This window comes from Paenibacillus sp. J45TS6 (assembly GCF_018403285.1).
GTDB lineage: Bacteria > Bacillota > Bacilli > Paenibacillales > Paenibacillaceae > Paenibacillus.
In genome coordinates this window covers 21,651-42,776 of record NZ_BOSJ01000027.1, presented here as the reverse complement: position 1 = coordinate 42,776, position 21,126 = coordinate 21,651, and the positions used below count along the sequence as shown (strand labels likewise).

Annotated in this window: 18 protein-coding genes and 1 tRNA gene; 4 read left to right on the top strand and 15 right to left on the bottom strand. The window is 43.9% G+C overall.

Annotated elements, in window-relative coordinates; genetic code table 11:
• Positions 1 to 39: 39 nt before the first annotated feature.
• Together KJS58_RS23380 and KJS58_RS23375 are read right to left on the bottom strand one after the other, a co-directional pair.
• Positions 40 to 1,002: a carbohydrate ABC transporter permease gene (locus KJS58_RS23380; protein WP_213535936.1), complete on the bottom strand. Its 963-nt coding sequence runs from the start codon at positions 1,000 to 1,002 to the stop codon at positions 40 to 42.
• Between the two features lie 24 nt (positions 1,003 to 1,026).
• Positions 1,027 to 2,403, bottom strand: coding sequence for an ABC transporter substrate-binding protein (locus KJS58_RS23375; protein WP_213535934.1), 1,377 nt, complete (start codon positions 2,401 to 2,403; stop codon positions 1,027 to 1,029).
• A gap of 135 nt (positions 2,404 to 2,538) precedes the next feature.
• On the opposite strand from KJS58_RS23375, the gene KJS58_RS23370 reads away from it, so the two are divergent.
• On the top strand, positions 2,539 to 4,341 hold the full coding sequence (locus KJS58_RS23370; RefSeq protein ID WP_213535932.1) for a histidine kinase: 1,803 nt from the start codon (positions 2,539 to 2,541) through the stop codon (positions 4,339 to 4,341).
• Positions 4,342 to 4,424: 83 nt separating this feature from the next.
• Complete coding sequence (locus tag KJS58_RS23365; RefSeq protein ID WP_213535930.1) at positions 4,425 to 5,492, top strand: response regulator transcription factor; 1,068 nt, start codon at positions 4,425 to 4,427, stop codon at positions 5,490 to 5,492.
• 152 nt (positions 5,493 to 5,644) lie between these two features.
• Here KJS58_RS23365 and rnr read toward each other — a convergent pair whose 3' ends face one another.
• From rnr to KJS58_RS23320, 9 genes are all read right to left on the bottom strand, one after another.
• Entirely contained in the window at positions 5,645 to 8,323 is a 2,679-nt protein-coding gene (gene rnr, locus KJS58_RS23360) for a ribonuclease R (protein WP_213535922.1), read from the bottom strand.
• 282 nt (positions 8,324 to 8,605) lie between these two features.
• Positions 8,606 to 8,836, bottom strand: a complete 231-nt coding sequence (gene secG, locus KJS58_RS23355) for a preprotein translocase subunit SecG (RefSeq protein WP_213535914.1) — start codon at positions 8,834 to 8,836, stop codon at positions 8,606 to 8,608.
• Between the two features lie 92 nt (positions 8,837 to 8,928).
• Positions 8,929 to 9,114: a YjfB family protein gene (locus KJS58_RS23350; RefSeq protein WP_213535912.1), complete on the bottom strand. Its 186-nt coding sequence runs from the start codon at positions 9,112 to 9,114 to the stop codon at positions 8,929 to 8,931.
• A 104-nt stretch (positions 9,115 to 9,218) separates the two neighbouring features.
• Positions 9,219 to 10,505, bottom strand: a complete 1,287-nt coding sequence (gene eno, locus KJS58_RS23345; protein ID WP_213535910.1) for a phosphopyruvate hydratase — start codon at positions 10,503 to 10,505, stop codon at positions 9,219 to 9,221.
• A gap of 113 nt (positions 10,506 to 10,618) precedes the next feature.
• Positions 10,619 to 12,163 (bottom strand): 2,3-bisphosphoglycerate-independent phosphoglycerate mutase, encoded by a 1,545-nt coding sequence (gpmI, locus tag KJS58_RS23340; RefSeq protein ID WP_213535908.1) that lies wholly within the window; start codon positions 12,161 to 12,163, stop codon positions 10,619 to 10,621.
• A gap of 1 nt (position 12,164) precedes the next feature.
• A complete protein-coding gene (gene tpiA, locus KJS58_RS23335; protein WP_213535906.1) occupies positions 12,165 to 12,920 on the bottom strand; it encodes a triose-phosphate isomerase in 756 nt (251 codons plus the stop codon).
• 35 nt (positions 12,921 to 12,955) lie between these two features.
• Positions 12,956 to 14,137: a phosphoglycerate kinase gene (locus KJS58_RS23330; protein WP_213535904.1), complete on the bottom strand. Its 1,182-nt coding sequence runs from the start codon at positions 14,135 to 14,137 to the stop codon at positions 12,956 to 12,958.
• A gap of 247 nt (positions 14,138 to 14,384) precedes the next feature.
• Positions 14,385 to 15,389 carry a type I glyceraldehyde-3-phosphate dehydrogenase gene (gene gap / locus KJS58_RS23325; RefSeq protein WP_160036724.1) on the bottom strand — a complete coding sequence of 335 codons (1,005 nt, stop codon included), beginning with the start codon at positions 15,387 to 15,389 and terminating at the stop codon, positions 14,385 to 14,387.
• A 98-nt stretch (positions 15,390 to 15,487) separates the two neighbouring features.
• On the bottom strand, positions 15,488 to 16,510 hold the full coding sequence (locus tag KJS58_RS23320) for a sugar-binding transcriptional regulator (RefSeq protein WP_213535947.1): 1,023 nt from the start codon (positions 16,508 to 16,510) through the stop codon (positions 15,488 to 15,490).
• Between the two features lie 300 nt (positions 16,511 to 16,810).
• Here KJS58_RS23320 and KJS58_RS23315 point away from each other — a divergent pair.
• Together KJS58_RS23315 and clpP are read left to right on the top strand one after the other, a co-directional pair.
• A tRNA-Arg gene (locus tag KJS58_RS23315) sits at positions 16,811 to 16,885 on the top strand.
• A 196-nt stretch (positions 16,886 to 17,081) separates the two neighbouring features.
• Positions 17,082 to 17,678 (top strand): ATP-dependent Clp endopeptidase proteolytic subunit ClpP, encoded by a 597-nt coding sequence (gene clpP, locus KJS58_RS23310; protein ID WP_213535902.1) that lies wholly within the window; start codon positions 17,082 to 17,084, stop codon positions 17,676 to 17,678.
• Positions 17,679 to 17,761: 83 nt separating this feature from the next.
• Here clpP and KJS58_RS23305 read toward each other — a convergent pair whose 3' ends face one another.
• The 4 genes from KJS58_RS23305 to KJS58_RS23290 form a co-directional block, all read right to left on the bottom strand.
• The gene (locus tag KJS58_RS23305) at positions 17,762 to 18,535 is read right to left on the bottom strand and encodes an SIMPL domain-containing protein (protein ID WP_213535900.1); all 774 of its coding nucleotides are present in this window, start codon (positions 18,533 to 18,535) and stop codon (positions 17,762 to 17,764) included.
• A gap of 170 nt (positions 18,536 to 18,705) precedes the next feature.
• Complete coding sequence (locus KJS58_RS23300) at positions 18,706 to 18,975, bottom strand: HPr family phosphocarrier protein (RefSeq protein WP_160036722.1); 270 nt, start codon at positions 18,973 to 18,975, stop codon at positions 18,706 to 18,708.
• 117 nt (positions 18,976 to 19,092) lie between these two features.
• A complete protein-coding gene (gene whiA, locus KJS58_RS23295) occupies positions 19,093 to 20,037 on the bottom strand; it encodes a DNA-binding protein WhiA (protein WP_160036721.1) in 945 nt (314 codons plus the stop codon).
• Between the two features lie 6 nt (positions 20,038 to 20,043).
• The gene (locus tag KJS58_RS23290; protein WP_160036740.1) at positions 20,044 to 21,009 is read right to left on the bottom strand and encodes a gluconeogenesis factor YvcK family protein; all 966 of its coding nucleotides are present in this window, start codon (positions 21,007 to 21,009) and stop codon (positions 20,044 to 20,046) included.
• Between the last annotated feature and the right edge of the window lie 117 nt (positions 21,010 to 21,126).

Below are 21,126 nucleotides of genomic sequence, written 5' to 3'. Positions count from 1 at the left end.
TCCACTTCCTTTCTTACAGAAAAACAGGTATAGCCGCATTCAATTGTAGTGCACCCACCGGTTCTGCATTTTCATCTGTACGAGCGTGAGGCTGAACAAGATCATAAACAGGACCCAAGCAATCGCCGAGGCATAACCCATATGCATGAAGGAGAATCCTTCTCTATACAAATACAGCATGAGCACAAGACTCGCATTTCGAGGTCCGCCTGCGGAAGAGATATCCCCGGCCCCTGTCATGACGTAGACTTGTTCGAATGCCTGAAACGTAGAAATCGTACTTAGGATGATGACAAGAAACGTGGTAGGCGATATAAGTGGTACCGTAATGGCACGGAATTTACGAAAAGCACCGGCTCCATCCATTTCTGCCGCTTGGTACAGCTCGCCAGGAACACTTTGGAGCCCTGCCAGAAATAGAATCATGATGTACCCGATTCCTTTCCATACGGCAATGATAACGAGCAAGGGAATAACCCATTTTTCACTGTTCAACCACTGCTGTGGATCAAGGCCCCATTTGATGAGAAGCGAGTTCGCAATCCCAAAACGGGGATTAAAGATCGAATCAGCCACATAAAGAATAACCGTCCAGGAAGAAATCACCGGAATAAAGTGAGCCATCCGGAACAATTTTAGTCCCTTCAGCTTCTGATTCAGCATCACAGCAAGAATGAGCGCAAGCACCGTCTGGATCGGCACGAAAAGGATAGCAAAGTAAAGGGTGTTCCATAGAGACTTCCAGAATAAAGGTTCCTGAAATAACTGCTCATAATTTCCTAGTCCAATCCACTGTGGTGGAGTTAACATGTCATACTTTGTGAAGCTGAAATAGAGGGAGACAGCCAGCGGTCCTGCCACGAAGACGAGAAAATGTATCAGATAGGGGGACACCATGAGGAGTCCCCACCTGCCTTCTGATCGCAATAACCTGCTTCGTCCCGCCGCCTGAAACCTCCGCTTTTTCTTCTGTACTTCTTGAGGAGTTTCACTTGGAATCATGGGCGGCTCTCCTTTGTCTGTTTTTTACTGATAGAAACCATCCAGCACTTTCTGTATATCTTCATTCGCTTTTTTCAGTGTCTCTTCTACAGGTGTATCACCAAGGAAGGCACGCTCTGCATTTTCATTAAACTTCGATACCCACTCTTCCCATACGGCATTCGTATCGAGAGTCCCGGCAAACTCAAAGCTATCGAGGAAAGCCTGGCGATTCGCAGGGTTTGCTCCTGAGGTAAGGAATACGTCAGAATTCGCTACCGACTTTTTTACCGGAACGGCTTCGCCAAGTGCTGCCCACTCTTTTTGTACTTCATCTTCTGTTGCCCAGAATTTCATCCATTCCCATGCAGCCTGTGCCTTAGCATCATCTGCCTTCGCGCTAATTACCCAAGAGTTCGCAATAACGGGAGCAAAACGCTTGCCATCTGGACCTGTTGGAAGTAGCGCTACATCATAATTAAGTCCTGCTTCATTAGCTGCCTGAACACGTGCATAAATCCCGATCCGCATCGCAGCAGAGCCGCTTGGGAATACAGCCATCGAGCTTTGGAAACTTTTCAGATCAACCGGATCCGTAAAGATTCCTCTATTCATACCGTCTACGATCCAGTCCATTGCCTGCTTATTTTCCGGGGAATCTACGATGGATTTTGTATTTGTCTCATCCAGAATGCCTCCACCATACGATTTCAGTACGGAGAACCAACCTTCGGTAATGCTAAAAAAGGTTAGACCAAACTGGCTTACGCTATTTGCATCAAAACTTGCATCGACAGCTGTCTTTCCACTTGCATCCACCGTCAGTTTTTCCGCGGCAAGCTTCAAATCTTCCCAGGTCCAGCTATCCTCTGGGTAACTTACCCCTGCTTTATCAAAAAGATCTTTGTTGTAATACAGCACACCAATCTGAATTCCTTGGGGAATTCCCCAGTAGTGGCCTTCGGCATCTTTATTGAACTCTAAGCCATAATAATCATCTTTATTGAGATCCTTGTTGATCCACTCCGTCACATCTTTCAGCGTACCGCGTTCGGCATACTTCATGACAAGTGCTCCATCGGATAACCACACATCCGGGGCTTTACCCGCCGCAATCTGGGTATCGAGTTTTTGATAGAACTGGCCATACGGTGCACTTTGCGTTTTTACAGTAATGTTAGGATGCTTATCCGTAAATGTAGTGATGAGTTCTTTCATCTTGGCGTCGCTTTTCCCATCTGAATAATAACCAAGGGTAATCTCGGTTTGCTCCTGCGCTGGTGTATCTGTGCCTGGCTTAGGTTCTGTTACTCCCCCCGGTGAATCTGCAGTACCACTCCCGCCCTTGCTGCAACCTGCTGCGAATACTGTCAGCACAAGCAGCATACATACGAGTACAGACATGCCTTTACGCTTGACCATGAAACCGCCCCCCGTTATATTAGATCCATCTCACACCTTATATTGTAAATATTGTAAGCCCAAGTGGAATGGTTTTTCGTATTCCGGTTGTCTTTTCCTACACTGAAGTTTGGCAAGGGAGTGATCAAGCAGTCTATGCTGAAGAATCTAACCATTAACAAAAAACTCATTGCCATTAGCCTGTTGTTCGTCTGTCTGCCTGTTCTTCTCCTCGGCACCTATTGGTACAATGCCTCCACGGAAACCATTGAAGAATCAACCATTGCTTCGAACCAGCGGATCGTGACCCAGACCACAGAGTACCTAAACTTGTACATTGCCGGTCTTGAAACCTCCACCTATCCTTCTCTTTCGGGAGCAAGCATTCAGAATCTCATTAATAGCCGCAGCCTGTCTCCTTACGCCTATTTGAAATTATCTGAATCCATTGAAAAGGGGATCTTTGCCCAAATGCTATACGGCCGAGATGATGTAGTGGGCATGTCCCTTGTAGCGAAGAATGGTTTTGTTGTCAGTGACTATACCCGCGCTCCAGAACTTCTGAATATGGATCAAATTACGCACCGGAATCGGCTTTTACTGGGGAAAATGGATCAAATGGATGATTTTCATATTGAGGGGATTCGTTATGTAGGTTCTGAGCCTGTCCTTACGGTGACCCGAAAGATTTCAAGCAATCAAAGCTATCTGTTTGAAGGTTTGCTTATTGTCGATCTCCATCTCAGCCAGATTGCGGGTATATGCAAAAATGTCTCTCACCATGAACTTGAAATATGGATTACTGATGCACACAGTGGACAGGTCATTTACCATCCAGAGCAAACGAGAATCGGCACTTCACTTCCCCCCTCCCTTGTTCATGAACTTACATCCAGCAAGACAGGTTTATTACATGAATATGAAACGGATCTTCAAAATATTTTGTTGTATGAGCACTCTTCTCAAACCGACTGGGTTGTTGCTCTAGAGCAACCTAAGGATGCCGTGATTGGCGAACTACTGGACCTTCGTGCTACGGCAATTTACTTTTTTGCATGTATTATGATCGTTACTGTCTTTATTCTAGGAGGATTCTCACTCCAAATTAGCCGTGCTTTATCGCTGCTAGAGAGGTTAATGAAGCGGGTGCAGACGGGGGACTTCTCGCTGCCAATTACCACAATGACGGAGCGGCGCGATGAGATTGGAAAGCTTTTTCGAAGTCATGCCCATATGGTCGGGGAGTTAAAACGACTTGTGAAAGAGGTACAGTCTGCCAAGCTGAAGGAACGGGAACATGAACTGGCTCAGAAAGAATCTGCTTTGCAGGCCATGCAATCACAGATTAACCCCCATTTTCTATACAACACACTAGAGGTTATTAATAGTCATGCGATCATCGAGAACAATGAGGTCATCAGCAAAATGACCACTTCTCTTGCGGATCTTTTCCGTTACAATTTAAAAAATGCACATCAAATCGTTACCCTCCGAGAGGAGATTGGTCATCTTAGAGCGTATTTGGATATTCAGGCGGCCAGGTACCGCAAACTGAGGATCGATATAAACCTTGATGCACTCGATGAATCAATGCTCTGTCACGTATATCTGATTCGACTGACGCTGCAGCCGCTGGCCGAAAATGCTTTTATTCATGGATATCAGAATCATCGCCTTCCGCCTGCCTATATAGGACTTACCCTGAGCACAGAGGAAGATCGGTATGTTCTCCACATGAAAGACAAAGGACATGGAATGAGTGAAGAAAAGCGAGAGCAGTTAAATGCCTATTTTCAACAAGCACCCGCTTCTCAGGCTATTGCATCAAATGGTATCGGTCTCGCAAGTGTACATGAGCGAATTCGTCTGTCTTTTGGAGATGCTTACGGGCTGTATATCGCCTCATCTAACCATGAGGGTACGCATATCGAAGTTAGACTTCCACGCCGAATGAATTGAAAATAACTCTTTATGTTTATTCATTAAAATGAACCCCCAGACGGTCACTGCCTAACCCACCTTTACACTTAGGAGGAGTTTTCATGTATAAAGTAATCATTGCAGATGATGAATACATGATTCATCGCAGTTTGGCGAAGCTGGTAGAGTCCTCGGAACATCCTTTCCGTGTCGTAGGCGAAGCCGAAGATGGAGCGGAAGCACTTTTACTGCTGAAAGAGAAACCAGACCTCATCATTACTGACATCTGTATGCCGGGTCTGGACGGTCTTGCTTTTATTGAAAAAGCAAAACAAGTAAGGTCCGATGTTCTTTTTCTTGTCATCTCTGGGTATGGTGAATTTGAGTATGCACAGCGTGCACTGCGATTAGGAGTAGAAGACTTCTTGCTCAAGCCCGTAAGCCCTGAGAAGTTTCAGCAGACGCTTACAGCCATCTATCACCGATTGGAGAAACAAAAACGGAGAGTGATGGATTATAGACAGTGGTTCCTAGGTCACGAAGAGCTGCTGCTACAATTATCCGATGCGATTTGGCGTTTGGATGAGAAAGCTGTAGACGAACTGCTTCACAAACTCGTTCACCATTACGAAAAAGAGGCCGCCGATGAAATTCCTTTTCCCACTTTAAATAACATATTGCAAGAGAAAATAATGAATGAACTCGCGAATCGCGGGCTTTCTTTTCAAGATCATCCAATCTATAGAGAGTTAACTGCGGATGCAGATGAGAAAATCAATGCCACTTCCTCTGTTCTGATTCAGTGCAGAGCTTATACTCAAATCCTACTGCATGCGGTGAAGTCATCACGAAACTTCGGCTCACGGACTCATATTTCCAAAGCGATCACGTATACAAAAGATAACCTATCCGACAGCACTTTATCTGTTCAGGCCGCAGCTGATATTGCAGGTATGTCGGTCACCTATTTCAGTCGTTTATTTAAAGAAGAGACCGGGACTAGTTATGTGCAGTACCTTACTCGGCTGCGTATGGAAAAAGCAAAGATACTGCTTGATGAGCAGCTCCACAGCGCCTCCGAAATATGTGAACGAGTAGGTTACGCAGACTACCCTCATTTCAGTAAAACATTTAAGAAAATCTATGGCATTGCCCCGGCTGATTATAGTAAGCTGCATCGAAGTATTTAGTTTATTTCACAGTCCAATTACATGGCTTATTCACATAAAAAAAGCTGACACGAAGATCCTGTATTAAGGACCTCTGTGCCAGCTTCTTTGTTTAACCCATTCTTATAGAGTCATGTGCTTATTGTAAGCTGCTCTGTTGTTAAGAAGAAGGACTATTTTTTCTTCTTGCGTACAAATGCGGCCATCCCGTTCTTGTTGCCGCCTTTGTTTTTATTTCGTTTCCGCTTGCCTGCTGCTGTTTCACCTTCTGCTGCAGGTGGATTCACCGTTTGATCACTGGAATTCGGATTGCCGATAAAAATTCCGCTTTGGGTTGTTTTCTTTTTGCGGCCTTTACCTTGCTTATAACCGCCCCGGCTTTCAGAGAGAGATGAACTTGAACCAGAGGACGATCCAGCCGAGCTGTATCCACCTTTGCCAGATCCAAATCCAAAGCTTGGACGATCCGATGAACGAGGGTTCGTATTATTGTCACGCCCACTGCGTCCACTGTCTTTACCGCGATTTGCATTACCGCCTGCATTTCCATCCGTTTTTTTGGCGCCTCGTTTCTCACCCTTGCTTCCTGACTCTGTATTCCGTCCACGCTGACCTTCCCGGTTGCCGCTTCGGCCTCCGCTGCGTCCATCATTACGCTGACCTCCACGGCCGCCGCGTGGACCGCCTTGACTGCCACTTGGACGTCCTTGACGTGGTTTCATGTCTAGCATCTCAAAGTCGATCGTGTAATCATCCATATTTACGCGAGCCACACGAATCTCGAGCTCATCACCGATACGGAATACCTTCGACGTGCGCTCTCCGATGAGAGCCATATGCTGGTCATCAAAATGATAATAATCATCCGTGAGCATGCTCAGTCTGATCAGACCTTCTACTGTATTCTCCAGTTCAATAAACATCCCGAAGCTGGTTACACTGCTGATCATACCTTCGAATACTTCGCCGACTTTATCAAGCATGAACTCCGCTTTCTTCATTTTCTCTGTGTCACGCTCTGCCTCTACCGCAACACGTTCCCGTTCGGAAGACTGCTGAGCAATATCCTGCATACGGCTGGCCAAGTATTCTTGACGCTGCTCACTAAGCGCGCCGTTGTTCTCGAACACTTCACGCATTACACGGTGAATGACTAGATCCGGATAACGACGAATTGGTGATGTAAAGTGGCTATAGAATTCAGCCGCAAGGCCAAAGTGTCCAGACATCTCGGAATCGTACTTCGCTTGTTTCATAGACCGCAGCATCATTGTGCTGATCACCGTCTGCTCTTTGGTTCCTTGAATATCTTCAAGAAGCGATTGCAATGCTCTCGGATGAATTGCATTGCCGCGCCCCTTCACTTGATATCCAAAATTCGAAGCAAATGCAAGGAAATTTTGCAATTTCTCTTGATCTGGATCTTCATGGACACGATAGATGAATGGCACTTTTAGCCAGTGGAAATGTTCTGCAACCGTCTCATTGGCAGCGAGCATGAATTCTTCGATGATCTGTTCAGCTACTGTCCGCTCTCTCTTCACGATATCTACCGGCTTACCTTCTTCGTCAACGATAATTTTGCTTTCTTCAAAGTCAAAATCAACAGCACCGCGGCGCATCCGCATATTACGAAGCTTCATGGCGATTTCTTTCATCAGTTTGAAGTCATCTACCAAGTCGCTATAACGTTCAATTAGCTCTGGATCTTCTTCCTCCAGAATTTTATATACATTCTTGTAGGTCATCCGCTCTTTGGTCTTGATAACACTTGTGAATATATCATGGTTAACGACCTTCATCTGCTCGTTAAACTCCATTACACAAGACATGGTGAGACGATCTACCTGCGGATTCAAACTACAGATCCCGTTCGACAAGCGTTTAGGAAGCATCGGAATAACACGGTCAACCAAGTACACACTGCATCCGCGATTATAAGCTTCCTGATCAAGCTTCGAATTTTCAGGTACATAATACCCTACGTCTGCAATATGAACGCCGAGTCTATAATGACCGTTCGGAAGACGCTCTACATTTACTGCATCATCCAGGTCTTTTGCATCCTCACCATCAATGGTAACAATGTTCAGACCACGCAGGTCACGGCGTCCCTGACGAGCAATTTCCTCTTCTGTGATGGATTCGGGCACTTGCTCTGCTTCCGCCATCACTTCATCAGGGAATCCCTCTGGAAGTTGATGCTTACGGATAACAGATAAAATATCAATACCTGGATCGTCCTTGTGACCGAGGACTTCAATGATTTCGCCCTCTGCCGCTGCACGGCCTTCCGGATAATTCACAATCTTCACGACCACTTTCTGGCCATCTACTGCGCCTAGAAAACTTCCGCGAGGAATAAAGATATCCCGATTGATCCGCTTGTCATCTGGGATAACAAAGCCGTATACTTCATGGTTTTGGAATACACCCACTACTTGGGTAATGGCACGTTTCACAATGCGAACGACTTCTCCTTCAAGTCGGCCGCCCTCTGGCCCTTTTGATGTTACACGAACAAGAACGGTATCTCCGTTCATGGAACTTTTTAAATCATTGGCATGGATATAAACATCCGGATGCTCGCGATCTTCGGGAATAAGGAAGGCAAATCCCTTGGCATGCGCTTGCAGTCGTCCACGAACCATTTGCATCCGTCCAGGTACACCATAGCGATTTGCACTGGTAAGTACAATCTTCCCTTCATCTTCGAGATGATTGAGCATTTTAAGGAATTCTTTGAACTCAGCAGCATTTTCAATGTGAAAATGCTGTTCCAGTTCCTGATAAGTCATCGGCTTGTAGGCCGTTTCATGCATGAAATCGAGCAATTGCTGTTCTGTTATCATTAGGTTCACCTCTAGGAAACATAAAAGTAGGTCTTTATGTATAAAATTGAATTCAAAATCGGAAATGACAAGGCAGGTCAAGATGGCTTCATTTGTTCACTATCCAGGGTACCTGCCATCACTAAGCATTAGTAAAATCTTACCCTAGTATACACCAAATTAATCTAAACTTTCTCATTACCGTAAAACAAGCCCCCGTAAGGGCAATCACAACTAAATCTGAGTATTAAAAGACCTCCGTTCCTCACGGAACGAAGGTCTGAGTTAGTTATCTTAAAAAACTTACTGGAATACAGCTACTAAAATAGCCAGAATCATAAATCCGGCTGCAAAGCCGATCGTAATCCGCTCAAGAACGAGTTCCATACCGCGTGCTTTGGACTTGCCAAAAAGATGTTCCGCACCGCCGGAGATGGCACCGGAAAGACCTGCGCTTTTCCCTTGTTGAAGAAGAACAACGACAATAACACCGATGGCAAAAATAACGAGAAGCAATTTCAAAACGAGTTCCATAACTTCCACCTCCTAAAAAAATTGTGCGTATACATCACACGCTGATAAACAGTATTCCTATTGTATCATACAGGAGATGGAATTAGCAATCCTTAAACCTTGATATCAATTATACTTCCTGATGTAGGATGAGGAGCAGGTGCAGCCGAATTTAACATGTGCACCATCTGCTGACCATTCATTTCCGTTTGATTCTTCGCCATACCCATCACTTGCAGAGAAGCCGCCTGCTGAACAGATGCTTGGGACATAGCCATTGATAATGCTGCAATATCCATTATAATTTCCCTCCTTTCCTTCTTATCTATATATCGGTTACCGAAATAAAAAAAAAGAGCCGATCCATTTGGATCGACTCTTCTAGAAATAAGCAATAAGCTTATTATTTTTTCAAGTTGTAGAAAGAGTTCAGGCCGTTGTATTGAGCAAGTTCACCCAGTTGGTCTTCGATACGAAGCAATTGGTTGTATTTTGCGATACGGTCTGTACGGGAAGGTGCACCCGTTTTGATTTGGCCTGCATTTGTTGCCACTGCGATGTCCGCAATTGTGCTGTCTTCGGACTCACCGGAACGGTGGGAGATAACAGCTGTGTAACCTGCACGTTTAGCCATTTCGATTGCATCGAAAGTTTCAGTAAGCGTACCGATTTGGTTAACTTTGATAAGGATGGAGTTACCGATTTTTTCATCGATACCTTTTTTCAGGCGCTCAGTGTTTGTAACGAACAAGTCGTCACCAACGAGTTGGATTTTGTCTCCCAATTTCTCAGTAAGGAGTCTCCAACCTTCCCAGTCATCCTCGGAGCAACCATCTTCAATTGTAACGATTGGATATTTTTCAACCCAAGAAGCAAGAAGGTCTACGAACTCAGCAGAAGTGAAGGATTTACCTTCGCCAGCAAGTGTGTATTTACCATCTTTGTAGAACTCAGTAGAAGCAACGTCCATACCAAGAAGAACGTCTTCACCTGGTTTGTATCCTGCTTTTTCGATAGCTTCCATGATTGCGCCAAGAGCGTCTTCGTTGGAAGTAAAGTTAGGAGCGAAACCACCTTCGTCACCTACAGCTGTGTTCAGTCCTTTCGCTTTCAGAACGGATTTCAAGCTGTGGAAGATTTCAGCACCTGTACGAAGAGCTTCTTTGAAAGAAGGAGCACCTACAGGCAAGATCATGAATTCTTGTACGTCAACGTTGTTGTCGGCATGTTCGCCACCGTTAACGATGTTCATCATAGGAACTGGAAGTTGTTTCGCATTGAATCCGCCAAGGTAAACATACAGTGGCAGGTCAAGAGCGTCAGCAGCTGCACGAGCTACCGCCATAGATACTGCAAGAATTGCGTTTGCACCGAATTTACCTTTGTTTGGAGTACCATCCAAAGAAATCATCAGTTTGTCGATACCGAGCTGATCAAGAGCGTCCATACCGATAACTTCTGGAGCAATTTTTTCGTTAACATTTTTAACAGCGTTCAGAACACCTTTACCAAGGTAACGGTCTTTGTCGCCATCACGAAGTTCAACTGCTTCGTGAGCACCAGTGGAAGCACCGGATGGAACGATTGCGCGGCCGATTGCGCCGGATTCAAGATAAACCTCAACTTCAACTGTTGGGTTACCGCGGGAGTCTAGGACTTCGCGAGCATATACGTCAGAAATAATAGTCATGAGTAATAATCTCCTTTTGTTTGGAATCGAATCTATTGTTTGGCTAGCTAGGCCTTATATCTCTTATTAAAACAAAGTCAGGCAGTCAATTGCAAATAAGTTCGGTTAACAACCTATTTGCGTCTTGAGATGATGGATTTTCCGGTCATTTCCGCTGGTTGCGGAAGTTCCATCAAGTCAAGAATGGTAGGAGCGATGTCTGCAAGAATACCGCCATCACGAAGCTCCACATTTTCAGAAGTAACGATGAAAGGTACTGGGTTTGTTGTATGTGCCGTAAACGGATTTCCGTTCTCGTCAAATACCATATCCGCATTACCATGGTCAGCAGTGATCAGAACCACGCCGCCTTTTGCAAGTACAGCTTCAACAACACGTCCCATGCACTCATCTGTAGCTTCTACCGCACGAATGGTTGGTTCCAGCAAGCCGGAGTGACCTACCATATCAGGGTTTGCAAAGTTCAAAATGATCGCATCGTGTTTATCTGCTTCAATCTCTTTAACGCAAGCGTCAGCTACTTCATATGCGCTCATTTCTGGTTTGAGGTCATATGTTGCAACCTTAGGAGAATTGATCAGAATACGAGTTTCACCTGGAAGTTCTACATCACGTCCGCCGCTGAAGAAGAACGTTACATGCGGATACTTCTCGGTTTCAGCAATACGCAATTGTTTCTTGTTGTTCTGAACCAGTACTTCACCGAGCGTATTATCAAGGTTCTTCGGTGTGTAAGCAACGTATCCATCTACTGTTTCGCTGAACAGTGTCAAACATACGAAATGCAGCCCTTGAGGCCATTTATCACCACGATCGAAACCGCGGAAGTCTTGGTTTGTGAATACTTGAGACAATTGAATAGCACGGTCAGGACGGAAGTTTAAGAAGACTACCGAGTCGCCGCTTTCAACAAGCCCAACCGGAGATCCATCCTCTTTTACAATTACTGTTGGTTCTACGAACTCATCATAAACTGATTTTTCGTAAGATTCCTTAACTGCAAGCATCGGATCTGTGTATTTAGGTCCATCTCCGTACACGATTGCACGATAAGATTTCTCAACACGTTCCCAGCGTTTGTCACGGTCCATTGCATAGTAACGACCTTGAACAGTCGCAATTTTACCAATACCCACTTCCTCGATTTTAGCATTTAACTCCTCAAGGAATTTAATACCGCTATTCGGGGAAACGTCACGACCATCGAGGAAAGCATGGATATACACTTCGTCCATTTCTTCTTTCTTAGCCAGGTCCAGCATGGCAAACATATGCTTAATGTGACTGTGTACTCCACCATCAGACAAAAGGCCGTACAAGTGAAGTTTTTTGCCTGTTTGCTTCGCAGAACGCACAGCATTTACAAGCGTTTCATTGTCAAAGAACTCACCATCACGAATGGATTTAGAAATCCGAGTAAGATCTTGATATACGATACGACCTGCACCGATATTCAAGTGTCCTACTTCGGAGTTCCCCATTTGTCCTTCAGGCAATCCAACCGCTTCTCCACTTGCAGTAAGTGTAGTATGCGGATATTTTGCCATATAGCGATCGTAGTTTGGCTTTTTGGCTTGAGCTACCGCGTTACCAACAACGGTGTTTCGAAGTCCGAAACCGTCCATAATGATCAGTGCTACTGGTTTTGGTGCAGTCATCTTACTTCGCCCCCTGAACGAGCGCGATGTAGGATTCAGGTTGAAGGCTTGCTCCGCCAACAAGTGCCCCATCGATATCGCTTTGACCGAGATACTCGGCTACGTTCTCAGGTTTCACACTGCCGCCGTATTGAATACGAACTGCGTTAGCAACCTCTTCATTGTATAGATCTTTAATCACGCCGCGAATGTATGCAATAACTTCGTTTGCATCTTGGGATGTGGAAGATTTACCTGTTCCAATTGCCCAGATTGGCTCGTAAGCTACTACTACTTTTGCTGCTTGATCAGCAGCTAGTCCAGCAAATGCAGCTTCTGTTTGCACTTTACATACATCTTTTGTTTGGTCCGCTTCACGCTCTTCCAGTTTCTCACCCACACATACAATTGGAGTAAGACCATGACGGAATGCAGCGTGAACTTTTTTGTTTACTGTTTCATCAGTTTCGTTAAAGTACTGACGACGCTCAGAGTGTCCAATTACAACGTAATCTACACCCAGATCTTTCAGCATAACGCCGCTGATTTCACCAGTGAATGCACCATTGTCTTCGAAATGAAGGTTTTGAGCACCAATTTTAATGTTTGTTCCTTTTACTGCTTCAACCAAAGCTGGAAGATTGGTGAATGGAGCGCAAATCACGCTTTCTACACCCTCTACTTCAGCTTGCCCTTTTACCGCTTCAATAAACGAAGTGGATTCAGGTACGGTTTTGAACATCTTCCAGTTACCTGCGATGATCGGAGTTCTACTCATATCGTACGCTCCTCCTCTTATATCCAAATTATTTTTTATTTATCGTTCAATGCCACAACACCAGGAAGCTCTTTACCTTCCATAAATTCGAGGGAAGCACCGCCACCAGTTGAGATGTGGTTCATTTTTTTAGCAAGATGGAATTTCTCAGCTGCTGCTGCAGAATCTCCTCCACCAATGATTGTGTATCCTTCTGTTGATGCACAAGCTTCTGCTACTTCACGAGTACCGTGAGAGAATGGCTCGATTTCAAAAACACCCATTGGTCCGTTCCATACAACCAGTTTGGAATTTTTAATAACTTCTGCATATTTCGCACGAGTTTTCGGTCCAATATCAATACCTTCCCAGTCTGCTGGAATTTGATCAATATCAACTATTCTCGTTTCTGCATCCGCGCTAAATTCCTTCGTGATTACGATATCTTCAGGAAGAAGGAAGTTCTTACCTAGTTTCTTCGCTTTTTCGATAAATCCAAGAGCTACATCCAGTTTGGAATCATCCAGCAAAGACTTACCGATTTCGTGACCTTGTGCTTTGAAGAACGTATAAGTGAGACCTCCACCGATGAGTACATTGTCAGCAATGTTAAGCAAGTTATCAATAACATCGATTTTGTCTTTTACTTTAGATCCACCAATGATTGCAGTGAAAGGACGTTCTGGTGTAGTTAATGCTTTACCGAGAACATCAAGTTCTTTCTCCATCAAAAGACCCGAAACGGCTGGAAGATGATGAGCAATACCTTCTGTCGATGCATGAGCACGGTGAGCAGCACCAAATGCATCATTTACGAAAAGGTCAGCCAGATCAGCAAATTGTTTTGCTAGTTCTGGATCATTTTTCTCTTCTCCAGGGTAGAAACGGACGTTTTCAAGTACAAGAACATCGCCGTTGTTCATTTTTTCGATCTCTGCTTTTACTGCATCTCCAATAGCTTCGTCTGCTTTAGCAACCGGTTTGCCAAGCAGCTCAGATAGACGGTTAGCCGCAGGTGTCAAGCGAAGGGAATCAACAAATTCACCTTTAGGACGACCCATGTGACTTGCAAGAATTACTTTCGCACCTTTTTCTACCAAGTATTTAATAGTTGGAAGTGTTTCACGGATACGAGTATCGTCAGTAATCTTTCCATCTTCGAGCGGTACATTAAAATCGACACGAACAAACACACGTTTTCCTGTTACTTCTACATCACGTACACTTTTTTTGTTCATCTCCACGTTCCTCCTAAGTGCTATCTAAAAAAGATAGCTGATATCTTATGTGTAGTAACCATTAGGCGAAACCCAATAGTCCATTCATTCAAACAGCAATATAGTGCCTTTATATCTCTCTATTTATATAGACCGGTTTCTCCGGTTCTCTGGCATTAAAGATAAAAACCATGATGAAGAGGAGAGACATAAATGTTCTCCTCTTCACCTGGATTCACATCAGGCTGTTAAAGCCCTTGTGTTATTCTTACAGACCTTTTTTAGCGATGAAAGCAGCAAGGTCAACTACACGGTTGGAGTAACCCCACTCGTTGTCGTACCAAGATACAACTTTAACCATGTTATCGCCAACTACCATAGTGGATAGGCTGTCGATTGTGGAAGAAGCTGGATCGCTGTTGTAGTCGCTGGATACAAGCGGCTCTTCAGAGAAGTTCATGATTCCTTTAAGTGGACCGTTAGCTGCTTCTTTCAAAGCTGCGTTTACTTCATCAACAGTTACGTTTTTACCAAGTTCAACTACTAGGTCTGTAACGGATACGTTCTTAGTAGGAACACGCATAGCCATACCGTTCAGTTTACCTTTCAGTTGTGGCAATACAAGGCTAACTGCTTTTGCTGCACCAGTTGTAGAAGGAATGATGTTCTCAGCAGCTGCACGAGCACGACGAAGGTCTTTGTGCGGCAGGTCAAGTACTTGTTGGTCGTTAGTGTAAGAGTGAACAGTTGTCATCATACCTTTAACGATACCGAAGGACTCGTCAAGAACTTTAGCGAAAGGTGCCAAGCAGTTTGTAGTACAAGAAGCGTTAGAAATTACAGTGTGGTTAGCTGGGTCATATTGCTCTTCGTTAACACCCATAACGATTGTAATATCTTCGTTTGTAGCTGGTGCAGAGATGATAACTTTTTTAGCTCCGCCTTTAAGGTGAGCTTCTGCTTTTTCTTTCGCTGTGAAGATACCAGTGGATTCAACAACGATTTCAACGCCGTGTTGTCCCCAAGGCAAGTTTTCTGGGTTACGCTCAGCAAATACTTTTACTTCTTTGCCGTTAACGATAAGAGCGCCTTCTTTATGTTCAACAGTTGCATCCAGACGACCATGAGTTGTGTCGTATTTAAGCAAGTGAGCCAAAGTGCTTACGTCAGTCAAATCGTTGATTGCTACGATTTCCACATCGCTGTTGTTTAGTGCTGCGCGGAATACGTTACGTCCAATACGTCCAAAACCGTTAATACCTACTTTAACCATGAGTAAGTTCCTCCCAAGTTTTGCTAAATTTTTATATATTCAAGACAAATCTAAAATAGATTCATCAAGACAACAAGTTTCAAATCTTTCTTACTTCATTATAAATCCTTAACAATTTCCGTAGCTGCCGCCTCATCAATGACAAGTATATCTTCCTGCCCAAAACGAAGCACGGCTTTTATAGAATCTGCCTTGTATTTACCGCCTGCAATGGCGATGACGACATCCGTCCGAGTAATATCCTCAAGACGCATACCAAGCGTGAGCATAGTATGAACTACTTTTCCTTTATTATTGAAGTAATAACCAAAGGATTCAGCGACAGCACCTTCATCTCTAATCTCTTCGATCGTCTGAGGCGCAAGCTTACGTCTTTTAGCCATCTCCATTGCTCCGCCGATTCCATGAATTACGATGCGAGCTTTTCGAATCATACCCAAAATTTCTTGAATGTTAGAGTCTTGAACTAGTGATTCGTAGGCATGGTTACTTAACAGATCAGGCACATGAAGCAACCTGTATTCAGCCCCAAGCTTCTTAGCCATGGTCGACGCGATCGTATTCGCTTGAAATTCTACACTTTCACCAAGTCCGCCTCTTGCGGGTACAAACCATACTCCACGCATAGCAGACGACGGAGTTAAGTGTTCAGCGACCGAAGCTGTAGTCGATCCGCCTGTAACTGCAACAACATCTCCATCATTCATGACACTCAGCAGGGCTCTAGCTCCTGCACGTCCAAGTGAACGTTTGGCATATTCAGAGTTTTCTGAATCACCGGGAACAACGATAACCTTTTGGAGTCCATACGTTTTCTCGATTAATTCTTCCATCTCCGACAGTCCAAATAATTCATTAGCCATAGGTTCTAACATTGCAAGCAGCTGCTCGCCGGACTCACTTATTCTCATGCCCATACTCTCGATCTCAATCAGTCCTTGTGATTTAAGCAAGTCTGTCTCCGATCTGAGTACACGCTCCGTCATATCCAGAGAGTGGGCAAGCGTTCTTCGTCCGATTACATCCGAAATCATGATTTGGCGCAAAATGGTATATCTCTTCTTCATTACGTCCATGAGATCAGGTAGAAGTTGCTTCTGCACTTCTAAAATCGTTCGCATACTTTCCACTTCCGCAAACTCCTTCATTCCGGCCTCTAATATGGACTAAAATTGTCCCGGGGTTAACTTTTTAAGTCCCACGTTTATTTTACCTAAATCTACCCTGGTATGCAAGTGGTCAGAAGTATATTTCGCAAGTGAGCGTCTATTTATGCACTTTGCTTACTTATAAATAAAATATTGCTTAGAACGCACTATTAATGTAGTCTGCACATTCTTATAGAACATCAAACACCTCCACTAAACTTTCTTGCATTTTTAATGGCAATCAGATATAATAAATTTTGCTGTCACACTTGTGCGCCCGTGGTCCAACGGATATGACGTAGGCCTCCGGAGCCTGAGATCGAGGTTCGATTCCTCGCGGGCGCGCCATATAATTACTAACAGCTTGTTATACTCTTAACCGATGAAACCGAATAGGTTTCTTTTTTTATCAAAATAGTTTGACTTTCTTTGACTTTTTGTTTTGATTTGTTTATGATGTGGTTAATACGGAAACAGTAGATGTAGATGCTGTTAAACGTCTAAATATAAACTCTAAACCTAAATTCCTAAGGAGGTTTTTCACGTGAGTTACATTCCTATGGTCGTAGAACAAACCAATCGCGGTGAACGCGCTTATGACATTTATTCCAGACTACTGAAAGATCGGATTATTTTTCTGGGAAGCGACGTTAACGATGTAGTAGCCAACTCTATCATCGCTCAAATGTTGTTCCTCACTGCGGAAGATCCGGAGAAAGACATTCACCTATACATTAACAGCCCAGGCGGTTCCATTACTGCGGGTATGGCGATATATGACACTATGCAATTCATCAAACCAGATGTATCGACAATTTGCATGGGTATGGCAGCTTCTATGGGTGCATTCTTGCTCAATGCTGGTGCAAAAGGCAAACGTTTTGCGCTTCCAAACAGCGAGATCATGATTCACCAACCTTTGGGTGGTGCACAAGGTCAAGCGACAGATATTGAAATTCGTGCTCGCCGCATTCTCAAAATGCGTGACAAACTCAACAAAATCTTGGCTGAACGTACAGGTCAACCGATTGAACGTATCGAGAAAGACACAGATCGCGATAACTTCATGAGTGCAGAAGAAGCTCAAGCTTACGGACTTGTTGATAAAGTTATTTCTTCAACTCCACCGCAAGGGATCTAATATAGAAATAAATGAAAAAAGCCGCAGTCCTAGAGGACTGCGGCTTTTTTCATGCTTCTAAACTGCTTTTCTCAAGTAAAGTACTAGTTAAGTTGATAGTGCACCGTAAGTTCTGTAGTCAATTTAATTTCTCCCGTTTCAACCGACGATGATTTATCAGCAGTACTGTTTGCTGTTTCCACTTTCATATCATACATCTGCTCGTAGTAACGAACGGGTTCTGCCACATTCCCTTGACTCACACTCAGAACAACTCCCAAACTGCGTCCTGAAACTTTAGCGATGGCTCCTGCCTTCAAATTCGCATTAGACATTGCTTTTTCAATTACGGCCGTTTCGAAAGCATCTCTATTCTCAATCGAGAACTGAATATTGTCGATCTGGTTCACACCCATTTTAGCAGCTGAATCCAGCAGTTCTCCAATCTTATCGAGATTACGATAGCTAATTTTTAGTGAATGTGATGCTGTATACCCTTTTAGTTTCCGTCCTTCTTTTTCGCTATATGTGTAATCAGGCTGTACATAAAACTGATTCGTTTGTATGTCTTTGCTTTCCAGCTTCCACGTCTTTTTAAGTAAGTTGGTTAAGTTTTGCATCTTTTTAGCATTTGCTTTTTGAGCTTCAACAGCTGTTTTTCCTTCTGTATGAATACCAATATAAAGGTAGGCAATGTCCGGCTTTACCGAAATTTCACCTTTCCCTACGACGGATACCACATTCTGAACCGCCGCGGCTTCTTGCGCTTGTGCTTTTCCCGCAAAGGAGATAGCCCCTCCTCCACCCCCACCAATGAATAGAGTTCCTGCGATTAATGTAGCTGCTGCAGGCTTTAACCAAACCCATTTCTTTTTCATTACACGATCCTCCCTCTCTATTCAAAAATCTTCTAACTCAGGCACTACAAACTATTAGACGAGATTATTTTGTATAAAGTTCCATTTATGCTATTTAATTTATGTATTAAATACAACGAAAAAAAGCCCCATAAGGGGCTTTCCGGTATACACATATGAAAACATGAAATTTATTGGTTTTCCAATTCTTCCTTGCTTACAAGACTGATCAATGCATTTACTGCCTGTTCAGCGTCTGCGCCTTCAGCACTAATGTGAATTTCAGTACCCGTGCTAATTGCAAGGCTCATAATTCCCATGATACTTTTAGCATTCACTTTTTTGTCGTCTTTTTCCACAAAAATTTCGGATGAATACTTATTCGCTTCTTGAACGAATAGAGCAGCTGGTCTGGCATGAAGACCCGTCTTCAAACGGACTACTACCGGGTGTTTTGTCATGAAAACTTACCCCCTCTATAAAAATCTCTACATCATACTACATAATTATTAACATTATACCATTATAGCATGAATGAAACTAGAAGAAAAAAAGACTTCTTTATGATAAATCTCACACTATATGAGTTGTCCTTTTTCTACTCTAATTTTTTCTGCCATTTCATCAATTTTGCGAAGCCTATGGTTCACGCCTGATTTACTGACGGTTCCTTTTAGTAATTCCCCAACTTCCTTCAAATTAATATCTGGATTCGCAAGTCTTACTTCTGCTACTTCACGCAGTTTATCAGGAAGGGTTTCGAGCCCTACTTCCTTATCAAGGAGCTTTATGTTCTCAATTTGACGCACAGCTGCACCAATCGTTTTATTCAAATTGGCCGTCTCACAGTTAACGATTCGATTCACCGAATTCCGCATATCACGCATAATTCGAACATCTTCGAATTTAAACAAAGCCTGATGTGCACCGATAATGCTAAGCATCTCAATGATTTTTTCGCCCTCTTTAATATAGAAAATAAACCCTTTCTTCCGCTCGATACAGCGTGCATTCAGATTAAATTCATTGGCAAGATCAACGAGAGCCTGACAATGCTCTTCATACATCGAGGCAATTTCTAAGTGATAAGAGGAGCCTTCCGGGTTATTAACAGAGCCTCCCGCCATAAACGCACCTCGTAAATACGCCCGTTTACAGCAGTTCTTATGAATGGCATTCGGATTGATTCCTGGCGTAAAGATAAATCCTTCTGATACAATCTCCAATTCATTCAAAATTTCTTGCACTCGAACCGGAACTCTTACGATGTATACATTATTCTTTTTAAGCCGCATCTTTTTACGAACCAATAACTCGGTATGCACCTGAAAGTGCTTTTTGAGCAAAGAATAGATTCGCCTTGCAATCGCGGCATTCTCCGTAGAGACGTCTAAAATAACCTTCTTGTTCGATAGCTGGACCGAGCCAAGCATACGAATGAGTGCAGACAACTCTGCTTTCTCACAACAAGGCTCGCTTTCGATCAGAGTTAATTCTTTTTTGGTCTGTGCCGCAAACGACAAAGGATCTCACCTCTTTCGAATCATCCAGTTTTGCACTAGCGTGTAGATATGATGACTTAATTTATTCGCATCATGCCGTAAGTAAGTCCGGTACATGACAAGTCGATCTGCGATGCATTCATTCGAGTACTTCAGAATCTCTTCAAGATCAAGCTGTACTGGTTTTGCACCCTTTTCTGCATACATTTCCTGAACGGGTTCAGGAATATCGCCATTGTTGACAATGACGTAATCAAATATTCGATGTCCTATATGGGCATCAATGGCTTTCAAATGATCACCAACAGAATAACCATCGGTTTCACCAGGCTGTGTCATCACATTACCAATAAAGATCTTGGCTGCCTTCGAGGAAACAACAGCTTCTGCCAATTTAGGAACAAGAAGATTGGGTAAAATGCTGGTATACAAGCTGCCGGGACCAATAATAATCGCGTCTGCCTGTTCAATTGCCTGGATAGCCTCTGGCAACGGCTCCACGTGGTCCGGTTCAAGATAAACTCTCTTAATCCGTCCGCCATAGGCTGGGATCTGGGACTCGCCGGTAACGATCGTACCATCTTCCATCTCGGCGCGGAGCACAACGGCTTCCGCCGCAGCTGGCAATACTTGCCCGCGTACAGCAAAAACACGGCTAATCTCTCTCACCGCTGTTACAAAATCACCTGTTATATCTGTCATTCCAGCCAGAATCAAGTTTCCAAGACTATGACCAGATAATCCACCATTTCCACTAAAACGATAATTAAGCAATTCTGACATCAACGGCTCTACATCAGCAAGCGCTGTGAGCACATTACGGATGTCACCTGGAGGAGGCATCTGCAGTTCATCCCGCAGCATGCCTGAGCTTCCTCCATCGTCAGCAACCGTAACTATTGCCGTGATATCAAGCGGCTTATTTTTTAACCCCCGCAACATGACAGATAGCCCTGTTCCGCCACCCATAACGACAAGATGCGGACGTTTCATTTGTTCTACAGCCACTTCTATCACTTCACCTTCTATAAGAGGTTGCTCAAGGTTAGCAATCCGTTACTCTTTTGAAAATGATGACTAACGAATGCGGTATGAGCGATCCATACATTG

Excerpts from the sequence above, each read along its gene's own strand:
- KJS58_RS23305 (WP_213535900.1), bottom strand. The coding sequence starts at position 18,535 with ATGAAAAAGAAATGGGTTTGGTTAAAGCCTGCAGCAGCTACATTAATC.
- secG (WP_213535914.1), bottom strand. The coding sequence starts at position 8,836 with ATGGAACTCGTTTTGAAATTGCTTCTCGTTATTTTTGCCATCGGTGTT.
- KJS58_RS23350 (WP_213535912.1), bottom strand. The coding sequence starts at position 9,114 with ATGGATATTGCAGCATTATCAATGGCTATGTCCCAAGCATCTGTTCAG.
- rnr (WP_213535922.1), bottom strand. The coding sequence starts at position 8,323 with ATGATAACAGAACAGCAATTGCTCGATTTCATGCATGAAACGGCCTAC.
- KJS58_RS23375 (WP_213535934.1), bottom strand. The coding sequence starts at position 2,403 with ATGGTCAAGCGTAAAGGCATGTCTGTACTCGTATGTATGCTGCTTGTG.
- KJS58_RS23370 (WP_213535932.1), top strand. The coding sequence starts at position 2,539 with ATGCTGAAGAATCTAACCATTAACAAAAAACTCATTGCCATTAGCCTG.
- tpiA (WP_213535906.1), bottom strand. The coding sequence starts at position 12,920 with ATGAGTAGAACTCCGATCATCGCAGGTAACTGGAAGATGTTCAAAACC.
- KJS58_RS23300 (WP_160036722.1), bottom strand. The coding sequence starts at position 18,975 with ATGACAAAACACCCGGTAGTAGTCCGTTTGAAGACGGGTCTTCATGCC.
- gpmI (WP_213535908.1), bottom strand. The coding sequence starts at position 12,163 with ATGACTGCACCAAAACCAGTAGCACTGATCATTATGGACGGTTTCGGA.
- eno (WP_213535910.1), bottom strand. The coding sequence starts at position 10,505 with ATGACTATTATTTCTGACGTATATGCTCGCGAAGTCCTAGACTCCCGC.
- KJS58_RS23365 (WP_213535930.1), top strand. The coding sequence starts at position 4,425 with ATGTATAAAGTAATCATTGCAGATGATGAATACATGATTCATCGCAGT.
- KJS58_RS23380 (WP_213535936.1), bottom strand. The coding sequence starts at position 1,002 with ATGATTCCAAGTGAAACTCCTCAAGAAGTACAGAAGAAAAAGCGGAGG.
- KJS58_RS23330 (WP_213535904.1), bottom strand. The coding sequence starts at position 14,137 with ATGAACAAAAAAAGTGTACGTGATGTAGAAGTAACAGGAAAACGTGTG.
- gap (WP_160036724.1), bottom strand. The coding sequence starts at position 15,389 with ATGGTTAAAGTAGGTATTAACGGTTTTGGACGTATTGGACGTAACGTA.
- KJS58_RS23290 (WP_160036740.1), bottom strand. The coding sequence starts at position 21,009 with ATGAAACGTCCGCATCTTGTCGTTATGGGTGGCGGAACAGGGCTATCT.
- KJS58_RS23320 (WP_213535947.1), bottom strand. The coding sequence starts at position 16,510 with ATGCGAACGATTTTAGAAGTGCAGAAGCAACTTCTACCTGATCTCATG.